Source organism: Mycobacterium montefiorense (assembly GCF_025823255.1).
Classification (GTDB): Bacteria; Actinomycetota; Actinomycetes; order Mycobacteriales; family Mycobacteriaceae; genus Mycobacterium; species Mycobacterium montefiorense.
Map to the genome: position 1 here is coordinate 139,616 of NZ_JACKVL010000002.1, position 16,145 is coordinate 155,760.

9 protein-coding genes are annotated in these 16,145 nt (G+C 66.0%); 5 read left to right on the top strand and 4 right to left on the bottom strand.

Features of this window, described 5'->3' with window-relative positions:
• Positions 1-2 precede the first annotated feature (2 nt).
• The 3 genes from H7K34_RS00565 to H7K34_RS00575 form a co-directional block, all read right to left on the bottom strand.
• Positions 3-2,777: an MMPL/RND family transporter gene (locus tag H7K34_RS00565; RefSeq protein WP_264058693.1), complete on the bottom strand. Its 2,775-nt coding sequence runs from the start codon at positions 2,775-2,777 to the stop codon at positions 3-5.
• 47 nt (positions 2,778-2,824) lie between these two features.
• Positions 2,825-3,268 (bottom strand): MmpS family protein, encoded by a 444-nt coding sequence (locus H7K34_RS00570; protein WP_264058701.1) that lies wholly within the window; start codon positions 3,266-3,268, stop codon positions 2,825-2,827.
• Between the two features lie 306 nt (positions 3,269-3,574).
• Positions 3,575-4,000, bottom strand: coding sequence for a hypothetical protein (locus H7K34_RS00575; RefSeq protein WP_264058706.1), 426 nt, complete (start codon positions 3,998-4,000; stop codon positions 3,575-3,577).
• A gap of 207 nt (positions 4,001-4,207) precedes the next feature.
• Between H7K34_RS00575 and H7K34_RS00580 the strand changes: the two genes are divergently transcribed.
• A complete protein-coding gene (locus H7K34_RS00580) occupies positions 4,208-5,656 on the top strand; it encodes an FAD-binding oxidoreductase (protein ID WP_264058709.1) in 1,449 nt (482 codons plus the stop codon).
• A gap of 75 nt (positions 5,657-5,731) precedes the next feature.
• Here H7K34_RS00580 and H7K34_RS00585 read toward each other — a convergent pair whose 3' ends face one another.
• A complete protein-coding gene (locus H7K34_RS00585) occupies positions 5,732-7,366 on the bottom strand; it encodes a (2,3-dihydroxybenzoyl)adenylate synthase (RefSeq protein WP_264058711.1) in 1,635 nt (544 codons plus the stop codon).
• A gap of 97 nt (positions 7,367-7,463) precedes the next feature.
• On the opposite strand from H7K34_RS00585, the gene H7K34_RS00590 reads away from it, so the two are divergent.
• The 4 genes from H7K34_RS00590 to mbtD are packed head-to-tail and all read left to right on the top strand — an operon-like array spanning position 7,464 to position 16,144.
• Positions 7,464-11,009, top strand: a complete 3,546-nt coding sequence (locus H7K34_RS00590) for a non-ribosomal peptide synthetase (protein ID WP_264058713.1) — start codon at positions 7,464-7,466, stop codon at positions 11,007-11,009.
• A gap of 20 nt (positions 11,010-11,029) precedes the next feature.
• Positions 11,030-11,770: a thioesterase II family protein gene (locus H7K34_RS00595; protein WP_264058715.1), complete on the top strand. Its 741-nt coding sequence runs from the start codon at positions 11,030-11,032 to the stop codon at positions 11,768-11,770.
• Positions 11,763-13,082 carry a beta-ketoacyl [acyl carrier protein] synthase domain-containing protein gene (locus H7K34_RS00600; RefSeq protein WP_264058717.1) on the top strand — a complete coding sequence of 440 codons (1,320 nt, stop codon included), beginning with the start codon at positions 11,763-11,765 and terminating at the stop codon, positions 13,080-13,082. Before H7K34_RS00595 ends, H7K34_RS00600 begins: the two co-directional genes overlap by 8 nt.
• Positions 13,082-16,144 carry a mycobactin polyketide synthase MbtD gene (gene mbtD, locus H7K34_RS00605; protein WP_264058718.1) on the top strand — a complete coding sequence of 1,021 codons (3,063 nt, stop codon included), beginning with the start codon at positions 13,082-13,084 and terminating at the stop codon, positions 16,142-16,144. Before H7K34_RS00600 ends, mbtD begins: the two co-directional genes overlap by 1 nt.
• Position 16,145 lies beyond the last annotated feature (1 nt).

Here is a 16,145-nt window from a genome sequence, read left to right on the forward strand (position 1 = left end):
GCCTAGTGCTGCGGCAGTGGGCGACTACGCACCAGCGTCGGCCACCAGAACCACGGCCCGAGGATTCGCAGGATGCACGGCACGACGAACGAACGCACGATCAAAGTGTCGAGCAGCAAACCAATACAGACGGTGGAACCCACCTGACCGATTGTTCGCAGATCGCTTGTCAGCATTGCCAGCATCGTGAACGCGAACACCAACCCCGCAGACGTCACCACGCCACCGGTGCTGCCCAGCGCGCGGATGAGACCGGTGTGGATTCCGGCGTGCAGCTCCTCCTTGACACGAAGGATCAGCAGTAGGTTGTAGTCCGATCCCACCGCCACCAAGATGATGAACGTGAGCGGCAATATCAACCAATGCAGGGGCAAGCCAATCAGGTGCTGCCAGACCAGTATTGAGAGCCCGAACGCTCCGGCGTAGGAGAAGGCCACCGTGCTGGGAATGACCAAGGCGGCCATCAGACTTCGGGTGAGGAACAACATAATTAAGAAGATCAGCACGAAGGCGGCGATCGCCACGATCAGCAGATCGGACGCGGCGTATTGCTTGATGTCCTTGTTGGTTGCTCCGGAACCGCCGATATAAACTTTCGAGCCGGCCAGCGAGGTCTCTTTGAGCGCCACGGTTATTGCGTTGGGGAACTGTTGCACATGCTGTACGCCTTCGGGTCCAATGGCGTCCCCCTCGTGGGTGACGATGATCCGGGCGGCCTGGCCGTCCGGCGACATCAGCAGCTGCATACCGGTCTTGACGTCCTCGTTGTCGAAACCCTCGTGCGGGATGTAGAAGAAGTCGTCGCTGCGGGATTGGTCGAAGTCGAGCCCCACGTTGATCTGGTCGTCGAAGGTCTGCGAGGTCTGGGTGGACTGTAGCGATGACTGGCCGTAGGTGCTGACCAACAACGAGGCCAAAGCCTCCGAGTCGTCAGCCGTGAGCTTTAGCTGCGTGATGATTTGCGGCAAGGTCTGGTCGATGACCTCGAGCGAGGTTACGGCGTCCTTGATGTCGTCGGCCATCTTGTCCAGGCCGTCGATCGACTCGAACAGCGACCTGAATGCGTAGCAGACCGGAATGTCGAAACAGTGCCTCTCCCAATAGAAATAGCTGCGCATCGGCCGGAAGAAATCTTCGAGGTTGGCGAGGTTCGACCGCAACTCGTCGGTGACCTGCTGCATGTCCTCCATCGTGAGCACCGTTTTGTGCATCTCATCCGACATCGTCTGGAAGAAGCCGATTTCCTTGCGCAACACCGCGACCGTGTGCTGCGTGATCTGCGCCTGCTGGTCGGTATTGGCGTTTTGCTGCTGGTTGAACGGGAGCTGTTGGCCACTCCCGCTGCCTTGTGTGGTGAACAAGTAGGGAATGGTGGCGTGTTCCAAAGCTCGGCCCATGGGTCTGGTGATGCTTTGCACCATCGCAACACCGGGAAGACGTTCGAGGGCCTTGGCCGCGCGGTCCAATGAGATGAAGTCACCCGAGTTCCGCATGTCGTGATCCGTTTCGATCATCAGCATCTCGGAGAACAGCTTGCTCTTCGGGAAGTGCCGATCGGCCGCCTGGAAACCCAGATTGGCGGGCGCGTTGTGCGGCTGGTACTGACGGTCGTCGTAGTTCTGCCGGTACGTCGGCACGAAGATCGCTCCGAGCAGCACGGCAGCGGTACTGGCGAACAGGACCGGCACCGGCCACCGGACCACGCTTGTCCCGATCCGCCGATACAGGTGTGCCTTGGCCTTGCTTTTCGGGTCGAAAAGCCCGAAAAGGCTGCCCACGGTCAAGAAGGCCGGGCCGAGCGTCAGCGCCGCCGCGATAGTGAACAGCATGCTGATCGCAACAGCCGGCCCCATGGTGTGGAAGTAGTTGAGTCGCGCGAACGTCAGGCAGTAACACGCCCCCGCTATCGTCAGCCCCGAGCCAAGGATGACGGGCGTGACGCTCTTGTATGCGGTGTAAAACGCCTCCTCCCGGCCTTCGCCGTCGTGCCGCGCCTCGTGATAGCGGCCGATCAGGAAGATGCCGTAATCGGTCCCCGCTCCCAGGGTGAGCGCGACGACGATGTTCACGGCGAACGACGAGAGCTCGATGTACCCGAGGTGCCCCAGAGTTGAGATAACCCCCTTCGCGATCAGCATCTCGAACAGCACTCCGGCCAACGGCACGAACAGGGTGACGATGGAGCGGTACACCAGCAGCAGCATTCCGATGATGAGGAAGATCGTCACGATCGTGATGTCGTTCAGGCTTGAATTCGCAATAGCCACCGTGTCGGAGGCAAGTGGCGCCGCGCCGCTGACGTAGACCTTGAGCCCGGGCGGCGGCGTGTCCTTCGCGACGGTATCCCGAACGGCGGCAACGGATTCGTTGGCTTGCATCTGGCCGATATCGCCGGCGAGACGCAACAGTACGTATGCGCACTTGCCGTCGAGGCTCTGCGCCCCGGCCGCGGTGATCGGCTTGCCCCACAGATCCATCGCGTACTGCACGTGCTTGGGGTCTTGCTTGAACCGCCGCATCAAATCGTCGTAGTAGTGGTGATCCGCGTCGCCCAACGGCCGGTTGGCTTCCAGCACGATCATGGCCAAGCTGGTCGAGTTGGACTCGCGGAACTTCGCACCGATGGACAGCAACGCCCGTTGCGACGGCGCGTAGTGCGGGACCACCGGCCCCGCGAGTTCTTCTGCGACCCGCTCTACCTGGGGCATGAAGGTATTCGTCGACACCGCGAGGAGGGCCCAAAAGGCGATGATCGGTATCGCTAGGGCGCGAACCATTCTTGGCACCACGGGTCGTTTTACCCGAGGCTCCGCCTGGTGCTCGCTCACGCGGATTTCACCAGGCAAAAGACGTGTGCATCCTGATTGATATCGGACTGTTCAGCACGGATGACGCCATTCACCCGCAGCCGGCAGCCGACTTGACCACCTTGAACCTGCGCCGAGATGCTGCCCGACACCACCGTGAGTGTGGTCGCCTCCGTGTGCGACCACGGCAAGGTCGTCAGATCAACCCGATGCGGATGCCCGCTGACGTCGACCCAAACGAGCATCCCGCCTTGCCCGACGGATCCGAACAACTCGTAGGTGAGCCGCTTGATGCTGAACTCCGGCGGTGCTGCCGGCTGATTGACGGTGATGACGGGTTCGGGATTGGAGGACTCGTGCACCTTCCACATGCAGACAGCCCCCACGGCGACCGCTACGACGGTTACCAACGGCATCCAGACTCGCGCCAACACAGTTCTGCCGACCGAACGAGGGCTCATTCGATCACCTTCTCGATCTCCGGTTCAGACCTTGCGCTCGCATCCGACTCCGCCCTCGCGCCGCCCAGATAGTAGACGGTCATGTGCCCAATTCCATGGACTGATCGTCAAGAGTAGCGGCTTTGCGCCAAAACGAGAACACGATGACCACGGACGTTGCCACCCGCCGGAGCTCACGGCAAGACGGGCGCGCTCCGTCGGGCCGACGGCATCACCAATTGACGCGACAATCCGTTTTGCTGATGGCGCTGCCGGCGGCGTGAAAAGGCGCGTTAGATCACGTGACGACGACGCACATACCGTTGCTCAGGGCAATTCCCGGAGGCGCCGTTTCAGCCGCACGTGGCGGAGAATCTGCGTCGTGAAATTGATGGAGGCCAGCATCGGGAACACCCCGAGGAAGGTCCGTTCGGAGGGCGTCGCTCCGTGCAAGTGGTAAAGGCTGCCAAACACGTAAAAGCATCCCACCATGAATAAAGCGCCGGGGATGCAGAACGTCATCAGGGAACTACGGTCGGCAACGATTTGCTTCGCATAATTCAGCTCGTCCTCCGACATCGGTTCGCGTTTACGCACCTTTTTGGTAATCGCTTTGGCGATTCCAATCTCGTTGCTGATCGGAGTGGCAGGCCGGTCGCCCAGGCGTTTCACGTGGACGGCAGCAACGGCGGCGAACACCAGCGCCAGCGCCAAGGTGAGGACGGTCATCAGTCCATACAAACCCTGCGCCATGCTGTCGCTCCTTTGCTCCGCGGTGTTGTGGACGCGAGCGATCACTAGCTTAGGCCCGGGGCCGGTGCCGTGGGAATCGCTGCCAGCGTTGGGTCAGGCGACGGTAACGGTTCGGGCTCGTTTCGGTTATGCCTGCGCACGTCGGGCGCTGCCGCCGATCCCGCGGTTGAACAATTCGGGACATGACGCAATCGCGGAAGTCCGACGATGGCGCGTGAGATCTCGCGGCAGACGTTTCTGCGTGGTGCGGCCGGAGCGTTAGCGGCCGGTGCTGTTTTCGGCACCGGCCGGCTCGGCTCGGCCCCCGCTGCCGCCGCGCCGAATGCCACGGGCTGGGACGGACTTTCGACCGCTCTCGGCGGGAAAGTGCTGCTCCCGGACAGCCCGCAATTCGGGGCGGCCAAGCAGGTGTTCAACACCAACTACAACGGCTTCACTCCGGCGGCGATCGTCACCCCCACATCGGCGGCGGATGTGCAGAAGGCGATGGCCTTCGCGACCGCCAACCACCTCAAGGTCGCTCCGCGCAGTGGTGGGCACTCCTACATCGGCGCGTCGACGGCGAACGGCGCCATGGTGTTTGACCTGCGCCAGCTACCCGGCGGAATCAACTACGACGCCGCCACCGGCCAGATCACGGTGACGCCGGCGACGAGTCTGTACGCGATGCACGAGGCGCTCGCAGGCGCCGGCCGTGGCCTGCCCACGGGTACCTGCCCGTCGGTCGGTGCGGCCGGACACGCCCTGGGCGGCGGGATGGGCGCCGATTCCCGGCATGCCGGCCTGCTCTGTGACCAGTTGACGTCGGCCACGGTGGTGGTGCCCGGCGGCCAGGCGGTTACCGCGTCCGCCAACAGCAACCCCGACCTGTTCTGGGCGCTGCGCGGCGGCGGTGGCGGCAACTTCGGGGTGACCACCTCGATGACCTTCAACACGTTCGCCACCCACGACGTCGACGCCGTGAACCTCAACTTTCCGGCGCAGTCGTTCGCGCAGGTTCTCGTCGGTTGGGCCAACTGGCTGCGTACCGCCGACCCCAACAGTTGGGCATTGGCGGACAGCACCACCGACGGGATGGGCACGCAGTGTCGCATTCTCGCCACCTGCCCGGCTGGGTCGGGCCCCAGCGTGGCGAAGGCGATCGTCGCCGCGGTCGGGTTGCAACCGAGCGGGACCGACAACCACACGTTCAATCGCATGGATTTGGTGAGGTATCTGGCCGTCAACAACCTCAACCCGGCCCCGCTCGGGTATGTCGGCGGATCGGACGTCTTTCCGAGTCTCACCCCGGCCGCCGCGCAGGGAATCGCCGCCGCGGTCAACGCATTTCCGCGCGGCGCGGGCCGGATGCTGGCCATCATGCACGCCCTCGACGGAGCGTTGGCCACCGTGGCGCCGGGAGCCACCGCGTTTCCCTGGCGCCGCCAGGCCGCGCTGGTGCAGTGGTATGTCGAGACCGGTGACCCGGCGGCGGCGGCCAATTGGCTCAGCACGGCTGACCAAGCGGTGCAAGCGTATTCGGCTGGCGGCTATGTAAACTACATCGAGCCGAACCAGCCGCCCGCGCGCTACTTCGGCCAGAACCTCTCCCGGCTGTCGGCGGTACGACAGAAGGTCGACCCCGGCCGGGTCATGTTCTCCGGCCTGAACTACTAGCCGCCCGGGGCGCTCCGCCGTCGTTGAGTGTGCACTGACGGCGCCGAGTGTGCACTCGATGTCCCCAGAGCTCGACTACGCGGCGCCGACCTGACGGACGATCGCCTTCTTGTCGATCTTCCCGATCGGTGTGGTGGGCAGCGCCGGCATCGCAACCAACATGTCGGGCCGCGAATGCGCGGCGACCCCACGCTGATCGAGATATGCGTTCAGCTCGGCCAGGCCGATCGGCTTACCGGTGAAAACAACTGCGGCGCAGATTTTTTCACCGAGATAGGGATCCGGCAGCGGCACCGCGGCGGCCGAGAAGATCGTCGGGTGACTTAGCATCTGCTCTTCGAGGTCCCCGGCGGCGATCGTTTCACCCGCGCGGGTGATGACGTCCTTAACCCGGCCGGTCACCACCAGGTAGCCGTCTTGTCGCCGACGGACCAGGTCGCCGCTGCGATAGAAGCCGTTGGGGTCGAAGCTGCGTTGATTGTCGCGCTCGGCGCGGAAGTAGCCGTTAAGGGTGTAAGGGCCGCGCACCAGCAGCTCACCCTCTTCGCCCGGCGGCACCGGCTCACCCGCGCCGTCCACGATCCGAAGTTCGTCGGCTGCGCACAGTGGGCGGCCGACAGTGTTGTCAACCACGTCCGCCGGGTCGTCGAGGCGGGTGTAGTTCAGCAGCCCCTCGGCCATCCCGAACACCTGTTGCAGCCCGGGAGTCAGCGTCTCGCGGATCCGGCGGGCGTCGTCGGGTTCCAGCCGCGCTCCGCCGACCTGCAAGAGCCGCAATGTCTTTGGTGTCACCGGCTCCCAGTCGCAGGCTTGCGCCCACAGCTTGGCCAAGGCGGGGACCAGGGCGGTGACCGTGACGCCATGACGCGCGATCGTGTCGAAGGCGGCTTCGGGGCTGGGATCGGTGCCGAACACCGTGCAAGCGCCGACCGTCATCGCGCCGAGCAGGCCCGGACAGGCCAGCGGGAAGTTGTGGCCCGCCGACAACAGCACCAGATAGACGTCGTCGGAGCGCAGGCCGCACAGCTCGGCGCTGGCGGACGCGTTGAACACATAGTCGTCGTGCGTGCGGGGGATCAGCTTGGGCAGGCCGGTGGTGCCGCCGGAAACCAGCAGCAGCGCAGGCGATTCCGTGTCCGCCGGCGGCAGGGCCTCGGTGCGGGTGGCCGACTCGCACAGCTGCGTCCACGAGACGAACGACTGGGGATCACCGTCGACGATGACGTGCCGCAGGTGCGGGTGTGCCCGGACAAGCTTGCGCGCCATCTCCCGGTAGTCGAAACCGTTGGCGGTATCGGCGATCAGTAAACTGGTGGCCTCGCTGACCGAGGCGAAGTGACTCAACTCCGCCGCGCGATGGCCCGGCAGACACATGACCGGGGTTGCCCCGGCCCGCAACAGCCCGAACAGCGCCACCGCGAACTGCGAGCCGTTGGGCAGCTGCAGCAATACCCGGTCGCCCGGCGCGATGCCCACAGCGCGCAGCCCCACCGCGGCGCGGTGAGCCCGCTCGTCGAGTTCGGCGAACGTCATCTCTTGTTCGCCGGAGGCTTCGACTACCGCGAGTTTGCTCGGCCAGCGCGCAGCCGCCTCGGTCAGGACGGAGTCCAGGGGTCGGCTCGCCCAATAACCGGCCGCGCGGTAGGCGTCGGCGCGGTCGGCCGGGAAGGGCACAAAACCGTCGATCGGTTGCGCTGTGTTCGGGATCACCGGGGCTCCTTAGAGGGGCTTGGTAGCAAAGGCGCCGGGATAGAGGATAGGGTAGCCAAACAAAATTAGGGCAGCCTGTGCTAATTCAGGAGGATTCGTGGTGCGTGCCCCCGCGGGCTCGGAGGACATCCGTGCGGAGGTAGCCGAACTGCTCGGCGTCGATGTTGCCGCTGTTCAGCCAGCTGACAATCTGATCAGCCAAGGTCTGGACTCGATTCGGATGATGTCGCTGGCCGGTCGTTGGCGCCGCCAGGGCATCGACGTCGACTTCGCCACACTGTCTGCCACGCCGACCATCGAGGCCTGGTCGGAGCTTGTAGTAGCCGCAGGCTCACAAGCGTCCGAAGCCGATGAGACCCCCGATGCGCATACCCGGGAGGCCGACGGCACCGACGCGTCCGGTGAGCCGTTCCCGCTCGCCCCGATGCAGCACGCGATGTGGGTGGGCCGCCACGACCACCAACAGTTCGGCGGCGTCGCCGGACACCTCTACGTCGAATTCGACGGCGGCTCGATCGATCCGGAGCGACTGCGCGCCGCGGCGACCCGGCTGTCGCTTCGTCACCCCATGTTGCGGGTGCGGTTCGGGCCCGACGGCACGCAGCGCATTGCCGCGACGGACGAATGCGGCGAGTTCCCCCTGGTCATCGAGGATCTGCGGCACCTGGACGCGGGTCGGGTGGCTGACTGGCTCGACGAGATCCGGGAGGACAAATCGCATCAGCAGCTCGACGGCGCGGTGTTCGAACTCGCGCTGACACTGCTGCCCGCTGAGCGCTCGCGGCTGCACGTCGATCTGGACATGCAAGCCGCCGACGCGATGAGCTACCGCACGCTGATGTCCGACCTTGCGGCCCTCTACGTCGGTCGTGACCTACCTGAATTGGCTTACACCTACCGGGAATACCGTCAGGCCATGGTGCGCGATGAGGAGCGCCCCCAGCCGGCTCGCGACGCCGCCCGCGAGTGGTGGGCGCAACGCATCCCGCAGCTGCCCGACCCGCCGATGCCGCCCACGCTCGGAGGCCGGGACTCGCAGCGCGGAACACGTCGCTGGCACTGGCTGGACGGGGCAACCCGCGACGCCCTGTTCTCCCGCGCGAGGGCCCGCGGGATCACCCCGGCGATGGCGTTGGCCGGATCGTTCGCGACCGCCCTGGCCCGCTGGTCGGCCACATCCCGTTTTTTGCTGAACGTCCCGCTGTTCGGGCGTCAGGCATTGCACGCCGACGTCGACTTGCTGGTGGGCGACTTCACTTCGTCGCTGTTACTCGACGTCGATCTGACGGGCTCAGCAACGCCCGCGGCACGCGCGCGGGCGGTGCAGGACGCCATGCAAACCGCCGCGGCACACTCCGCCTATTCCGGGCTGTCGGTGCTGCGCGATCTGAGCCGTCACCGCGGCACCCAAGTGCTCGCGCCGGTCGTCTTCACCAGCGCGCTGGGGCTTGGTGAACTGTTCGGTGCCGACGTCACAGAGCAATTCGGCACACCCGAATGGATCATCTCCCAGGGCCCGCAGGTGCTGCTCGACGCTCAGGTCACCGAGTTCGACGGCGGAGTGCTGGTGAATTGGGATGTGCGCGACGGCGTTTTCGCGCCGGGCGTCATCGACGCGATGTTCTCTGACCAGATCGATGAGCTAATTCGATTGGCGTCCGGCGACGAACCCTGGGAACTCGCGGGCCCGTCGGCGTTGCCCGCCGACCAGCGCGTGGTGCGGGACGCGGTTAACAGCCGCACGGCCGAGCCCAGCGGAGAGGCGTTGCACGACGGGTTCTTCCGGCAGGCCGAGCAGCGGCCCGACGCTCCCGCGGTGTTTTCCAGTTCCGGTGACCTGACTTATGCGCAGCTGCGTGATCAGGTGCTGGCGGTGGTGGCTGCGCTGCGCGCGGCCGGGGTCGAGGCCGCGGACACCGTCGCGGTCGTCGGCCCGAAGACGGCCGAGCAGGTGCCCGCGGTGCTGGGCATCCTGGCGGCCGGCGCCGCCTATCTGCCGATCGGCGTCGACCAGCCCCGCGAGCGCGCGGAGCGCATCCTGGAAACCGGAGGCGTGCGGCTGGCCCTGGTGTGCGGCGGACAGCAGCCGTCGTTGCCGGTGCCCACACTGACGCTTGCCGACATCCTCGACGACGTGACGGCCGATGCCGAGATTCATTTCGCCAGAGTTGATCCTTGCGACCTCGCCTACGTCTTGTTTACTTCGGGCTCGACCGGTGAACCCAAGGGCGTCGAGGTGACGCACGACGCCGTTATGAACACGGTGGAATTCATCGGCCATCACTTCGAGATCGGTGCAGCAGATCGATGCCTGGCCCTGTCGACGCTGGAAGGCGACATTTCGGTGATGGACCTTTTCGTCACCTTGCGGACGGGCGGATCGATCGTCGTGGTCGACGAAGCGCAACGCCGTGATCCCGACGCGTGGGCCCGGCTCATCGACCTACACAAAGTCACCGTGCTGCACTTCATGCCGGGTTGGCTCGAGATGCTGATCGAGGTCGGCCGTGGGCGGCTGTCGTCGGTGCGGGTGATTCCCACCGGCGGCGACTGGGTGCGGCCCGAGGTGGCTCGCCGCTTTGCAGCCGAGGCCCCCAACGTGCGATTCGCCGGCCTGGGTGGAGCGACCGAAACCCCGGTCCACAACACAATTTTCGAGGTGCTCGACGCCGCCGAGTTGCCGGCGGACTGGACCACCCTGCCGTTCGGCACGCCGCTTGTCAACAATGCGTGCCGCGTCGTCAGCGACACCGGCGACGACTGCCCCGACTGGGTGCCCGGTGAGTTCTGGGTGACGGGCCGCGGCATCGCGCGCGGCTATCGCGGTCGTGCCGATCTCACCGCGGAGCGCTTCGTCGAGCACGACGGCCGACGGTGGTATCGCACTGGTGATTTAGCCAGGTATTGGCCGGACGGCACGTTGGAGTTCGTCGGCCGCGCCGACCACCGGATCAAGATCAGCGGGTACCGCGTCGAACTCGGCGAGGTCGAAGCCGCGATACGGCGGCTGCCAGGAGTGCGAATTGCGGTGGCGGCCTTGCTTTCCGGGTCTGGTGGATCTGAGGTGCTGGCCGCGGCGGTCTGCACGGAGGCAACCCCCGGTGGCCCCGAGCTCACTGCTGAGCAGATTCGCGACGCTCTCGTCGATGTTCTTCCCGCGCACATGATTCCGCGTCACGTACTACTGGTCGACAACATCCCGTTCACCGACGCCGGCAAGATCGACCGTCGCGTAGTGGCCGGGCAACTCGCCGCCGCGGTCTGTGGCTCGGACACCGACAAACCCGATTACCGGGCGCCGTCGACGGCGCTGGAATCCGCGCTTGCCGGCATCATTGCGGAGTTGCTCAGCCTGGATAGGGTCGGTCTCGACGACGACTTCTTCGCCCTCGGTGGTGATTCGGTGCTGGCCACCCAGGCGGTGGCGCGAATTCGCTCCTGGCTGGACAGCCCGGATGTGATGGTCGCCGACATCTTCGCCAACAGAACCGTTTCGGCGCTTGCGGGCTTGCTGGGCCGCCGCGAGCGCGACCCTGGCCGACTCGACCAGGTCGCCGAGTTGTATCTGGAGGTTATCGGCATGGACGCTGAGTCGGTCCTGGACGCATCTGGGCAACCCGCGAACCATGAAGCAGCACAATGACATTCCGTGACCTGATTAGCATGCCGTCCACATTTCCGTCCTGGATCAAGCTGGTGCCGGGGCGCAACGAGATACCGGCCACGGGCGCCACTGTGGTGTTCCCGCACGCCGGGGCCGCCGCCGCAAGCTACCGGGTGCTGGCCGCCGCACTGGCCGGCGGCGGCGATACCTACATCGTGCAGTACCCGCAGCGGGCCGACCGGCTCACCGAACCTGCCCACGAAACTGTGCACGACCTTGCCCTCGGGCTCTTTGCGGCCGGGCCATGGCGGGGCGTGGCACCGCTGCGGTTGTTCGGCCACAGCATGGGCGCCGTGGTGGCATTCGAATTCGCCCGGGTGGCCGAAGAGAACGACGTCGCCGTGCAGATGCTGTGGGCATCCGCGGGTCCGCCGCCGTGCGTCGTGGCCGACATGCCCGAGCTGCCGACCAGCGATGATGGAGTGCTTGCCGACATCGCCGACCTTGGCGGTACCGACCCCGAACTGCTTGCCGACGAGGAGTTCTCCGAACTGCTCACCACCGCGATGCGCGCCGACTACCAGGCCTTCAATCGCTATGACCCCAGTCCCGGCATCCGCATTGGTGCCGACATTCATGTCCTCGGCGGCCGTGACGATCACCGCATCGGTCTCGATGTGCTGCGGCAGTGGGAAAGACACACCGCCGGGACGTTTTCGCTCTCGCTCTACGACGGCGGACACTTCTACGTTTATGACCACGTCGATGCGATCGCTGCGCAGGTGAACGAGGATGTCTGACAACGGATTGGATTCTGAAGGCGTCGACCCGGTGGTGATCGTCGGGATGGCCGTCGAAGCGCCCGGCGGCATTGACACCGCCGACCGCTACTGGGACCTGTTGGCGAACGGCCGTGAGGCGCTGGGTCCGTTCCCGGCCGACCGCGGTTGGCCGGTTGCAGAACTGCTTGCCGGATCACGTCGCAGTGGCTTCAAGCAGATCCATGACCGCGGTGGATTCCTGCGCGAGGCAGCCACATTCGACCCGGAATTCTTCGGGATCTCGCCGCGCGAGGCGGTCTCGATGGACCCGCAGCAGCGGGTGACACTGCGGGTTTCGTGGCGCGCGCTGGAGAACAGCGGCATCAATCCCGACGACCTTGCCGGACATGACGTGGGTTGTTATGTCGGCGCATCCATGACCGGGTATGGCCCTGAGATGGCCGAGTTCTCTCGGCACAGCGGCCATCTGCTTGCCGGGACGGCGCTGAGTGTGATCTCCGGACGGGTGGCGTACACGCTGGGATTGACCGGCCCGGCGCTCACCCTCGACTCGTCATGCGCGTCCGCGCTGGTGGCCTTTCACGTTGCCGTGCGTGCTCTGAGGGACGGCGACTGCGACCTGGCGTTGGCCGGCGGAGTCAATGTGCTGGGCTCACCCGGCTTCTTCGTCGAATTCTCCAAGCAACATGCCCTCTCCGACGACGGCTGCTGCCGTCCGTACAGCACCCAGGCCAGTGGAACGGTGTGGGCCGAAGGGTCGGCAATGTTTGTGCTGCAACGCAAATCGGCCGCGCTGCGGGCTGGCCGGCAGATCATGGCCGAGGTCCGCGCTACCGGGGTCAATCAGGACGGCCGCAGCGCCGGCCTGTCCGCCCCCAGCGAGGACGCGCAAGCCCGGCTGTTCCGCCGGGCGATCACCCGGGCCGGAATCAAGCCCGAGGAAGTGGGAATGATCGAGGGGCATGGCACCGGTACCCGGCTCGGCGACCGCACCGAACTGCGCTCGTTGGCAGCGACTTACGGCGATACCGAGCCCGGCGCCGGAGCTCTGCTGGGTTCGGTGAAATCCAATGTAGGCCACTCGCTGGCAGCTGCCGGCGCACTCGGCTTGGCCAAAGTCCTCGTCTCGGCCGAACACGGCGCCGTCCCGGCCACCCTGCACGCCGCCGAAGCGAGCCCCGAAATCGACTGGGAGAGCCAAGGGTTGCGGCTCGCACAGAGCTTGACGCCGTGGCCGGCGATCGCCGGACAGCGCACTGCTGCGGCGTCGGCCTTCGGGATCGCGGGCACCAACGCACATCTGATCGTCTCAGTGCCAGAGGTCGCATAGTGCTCGATCACGCGTTGCCCGATGGTCGTGTCCCGGTGTTGCTCACCTCGCACGACAAAGAACTTATCCACCAGGATGCGGCGGCCATCCTGGACTACCTCGATCGCACCGGGTCCACTGCACCGGATGTGGCGGCGGCGGTCGCGTCGACCCTGCTGCGGCTGCGGCGGGTACGCCGGCACCGCGTCGTGCTGCGGGCCGCCGATGGTACCGAGCTCGTCGACGGGTTGTCCGCGCTTGCCCGTGCCGAGGAGCACCCCCTGATCAGCTGGTCGGCGAAGAGCTCGGCGCCGCGTATCGCATTCGTGTTTCCGGGCCAAGGCAATCAATGGCAGGCGATGGGAGCCGACGCCTACCGGCGCCTGCCGGCCTACCGAAAGTCCGCGGACGAGTGCGTGCAGGCGTTCGCCGCCGCCGGGTTGCCGTCTCCGCTGCCTTATCTGGTGGGCGAGGTGGAGCAGAGCTGGTCGCGGACCGAGATTCAGGGTGCTCAGTTCACGCATGCGGTCTCGCTGGCCGCGGCGTGGCGAGACTGCGGTGTGGTTCCCGAAGTCACCATCGGACACAGCCTTGGCGAGGTAGCGGCAGCTTTCGTGGCCGCAACGATCACGCTGCCGGACGCGGTCACCCTGGTGGGTGCCCGCGCGACGGTCGTCGACCGGCTGACGGGCCGATACGCGATGGCGGTGCTGGGAGTCGGGGTCGAGGAGGCGGAGTCCGTGCTGGCCGATGCGCCCGGCTGGCTGGAAGTTTCGGCGGTGAACGGGCCGTCGTCGACGGTGGTGTCTGGTGATCACGACGCCGTGGCCGCCGCAGTGCAGCTGGCGGGGCGGCGAGGCATCTTCAATCATCAACTATCCGTGGACTATCCGGGCCACACCAGTGCGCTACGGCCGTTGCGTACCCCGCTGATCGAGCTGATCCCCGAGTCGGCGTTCCGGCGCGGCGAGGCGCGCTTCATTGGGTCCACGTTCGGCGCCGAGGTGGACGTCGATGCCGACTTCTCCGAGTACTGGTATGAGAACCTCTGCGGCACGGTGCGGTTCGACCGAGCCGTGCGACATGCCCAAAAGGGCGGAATCGACACGTTTGTCGAGCTGTCCGCGCATCCGTCGCTGCTGTATCCGCTCACCGACATCGTCGATGACGAGTCGGCCGTGATCGTCGGATCGGGGCACCGCGAAAAACCCATCACCGACTCGCTGTCGGCGAGCATCGCCGCCGTCGCGACCGCTCACCCCGCCAGCCCGTGGGCCAACGCCATACCGGGCGATATCGAGGCGCCACTGCGCAGATTCCCGAATGCGCCGATGCGGGCGGTGCATCTGTGGGCCACACCCGAACCGCTGACCGACACGGTGCCGGTTGCGGCGTTGACCGCCGCAGTCGAGGAATGGCAGCAGCTGACCTCACCCAGCCCGGCCAACGCAACGGTTTGCGGCATCGGATTTTTCGGCGAGGCCGCCGCGGGCGCATTGACCCAGCAGCTGATCGACGCCGTTGCCGCGCACGGCGGTTGCCAGGCAGTGCCGCTGGGCGAGGCGGAGATCGTCGCGGTGATCGCCCCAGAGCTCGACCAGCTGGATGCGCTTGCCGCAATTGAGCAGATCGAGGGTCGCGCCGATGCGGGCCTGCCCGACTACGCCGCGGTCATCGGCCCACGATGCCGTGCAGTCTGGCTGCTCACTGTCGGTGCCGAACAGGTCGAGTCCGACGAGCCGAACGTCTCACCGGCGCAGGCGGCGCTGGCCGCGATGCATCGCAGCTTCGGCTTCGAATTCCCCGACCAGACCTTCGGCCACCTGGATCTGCTCAGCCGCGCCGTCAACCCCGAGACCGCGCTCGCGATCGTCGACGTGCTGCTTCGCGACGGCGCCGAGATTGCGTTGCGGGGCACCGAATCACCGCGACGTTATGTCCGGACCTTCGGGGAGTGCGGCGAATCGGCAACCAACCGGCCCTTGGATGCCGCAGCACTGGACAACGTGGTGATCACCGGTGGCAGCGGCGCGATCGGTCTGCAGTACGCCCGGTACTGCATCGAGCACGGGGCGCGCACGGTCACCCTGTTGAGCCGCAACGGTGTCGCTCCTGACGCGCTGGCACGGCTCTCCGAGAACCATGACGCGGTGGTTCAGGCACCGCTGTGCGATATCACCGACCGTGCCGCGTTGTCCGCTGTGGCCGCCGAGTATGCCGGTGCCGGTGCATCATTGCTGATCCACACCGCCGGGATCGCTAAAGCCGTTGCGCGCGCTGACCTCAACGGAACGGATGTAGCGGAGGTCTGTGACGCGAAGGTCCGCGGGCTGGCGCTGCTGGCCGAGGTGTGGCCGGCGCAGCCTGACAGCCGAATACTGGCCTGCTCGTCCGTGTTTGGCGTATGGGGCGGCTACAACCACGCGGCGTATGCGGCATCCAACCGGATGCTCGACGTGCTGGCCGCGCAGTTGCGTGCCAGCGGCCGGGACTGCATGGCCGTTCGATGGGGACTGTGGCAGGCCGCCGGGGTAGTGGCGGCCAACGAGATCACTCGCACCGAGCGTTCCGGTCTGATTGCCATGGACCCCGAACTGGCGATAGAAGCTAGCCTCTACCGCTACGACGGCGATCCTTTGATTTTCGAAGCAGACTTCGAGCGGCTCGCGGTCTTCTTCGAAAGTCAGGGAATGCCAATGCCGTTCAGCGGGCCAGGCAGCAGCGGCAGCTCCGAGAGCGACAACGGGTCGGCGGCGAAACCGCTCGCCGACGTGGTCCGCGCCGAGCTGGCCGCAACATTGCACTTGGGTGATTCGTCATCGATTGACCCGGGTTCGTCACTCATCGACCTCGGTGTGGACTCGCTGCTCGCGCTCGATCTGCGCAAGCGGTTACGCCGAACGGTGGGCAGCTCGGTTCCGGTGGCCCGGATGCTCGGCGGGATCACCGTGCACGAATTGATCGATGCGTTGGGCGTTGGCTCAACCGGCGGGCCGACGGCTCCGCCGAGGTTGGAAACCACCGCCGCCCCGATCGGGGCGCAACATTCGACGCTCGCGATGCTAGAAAGGTTGGACTCCTAGC

Excerpts from the sequence above, each read along its gene's own strand:
- H7K34_RS00565 (WP_264058693.1), bottom strand. The coding sequence starts at position 2,777 with ATGGTTCGCGCCCTAGCGATACCGATCATCGCCTTTTGGGCCCTCCTC.
- H7K34_RS00570 (WP_264058701.1), bottom strand. The coding sequence starts at position 3,268 with ATGAGCCCTCGTTCGGTCGGCAGAACTGTGTTGGCGCGAGTCTGGATG.
- H7K34_RS00595 (WP_264058715.1), top strand. The coding sequence starts at position 11,030 with ATGCCGTCCACATTTCCGTCCTGGATCAAGCTGGTGCCGGGGCGCAAC.
- H7K34_RS00575 (WP_264058706.1), bottom strand. The coding sequence starts at position 4,000 with ATGGCGCAGGGTTTGTATGGACTGATGACCGTCCTCACCTTGGCGCTG.
- H7K34_RS00600 (WP_264058717.1), top strand. The coding sequence starts at position 11,763 with ATGTCTGACAACGGATTGGATTCTGAAGGCGTCGACCCGGTGGTGATC.
- H7K34_RS00580 (WP_264058709.1), top strand. The coding sequence starts at position 4,208 with ATGGCGCGTGAGATCTCGCGGCAGACGTTTCTGCGTGGTGCGGCCGGA.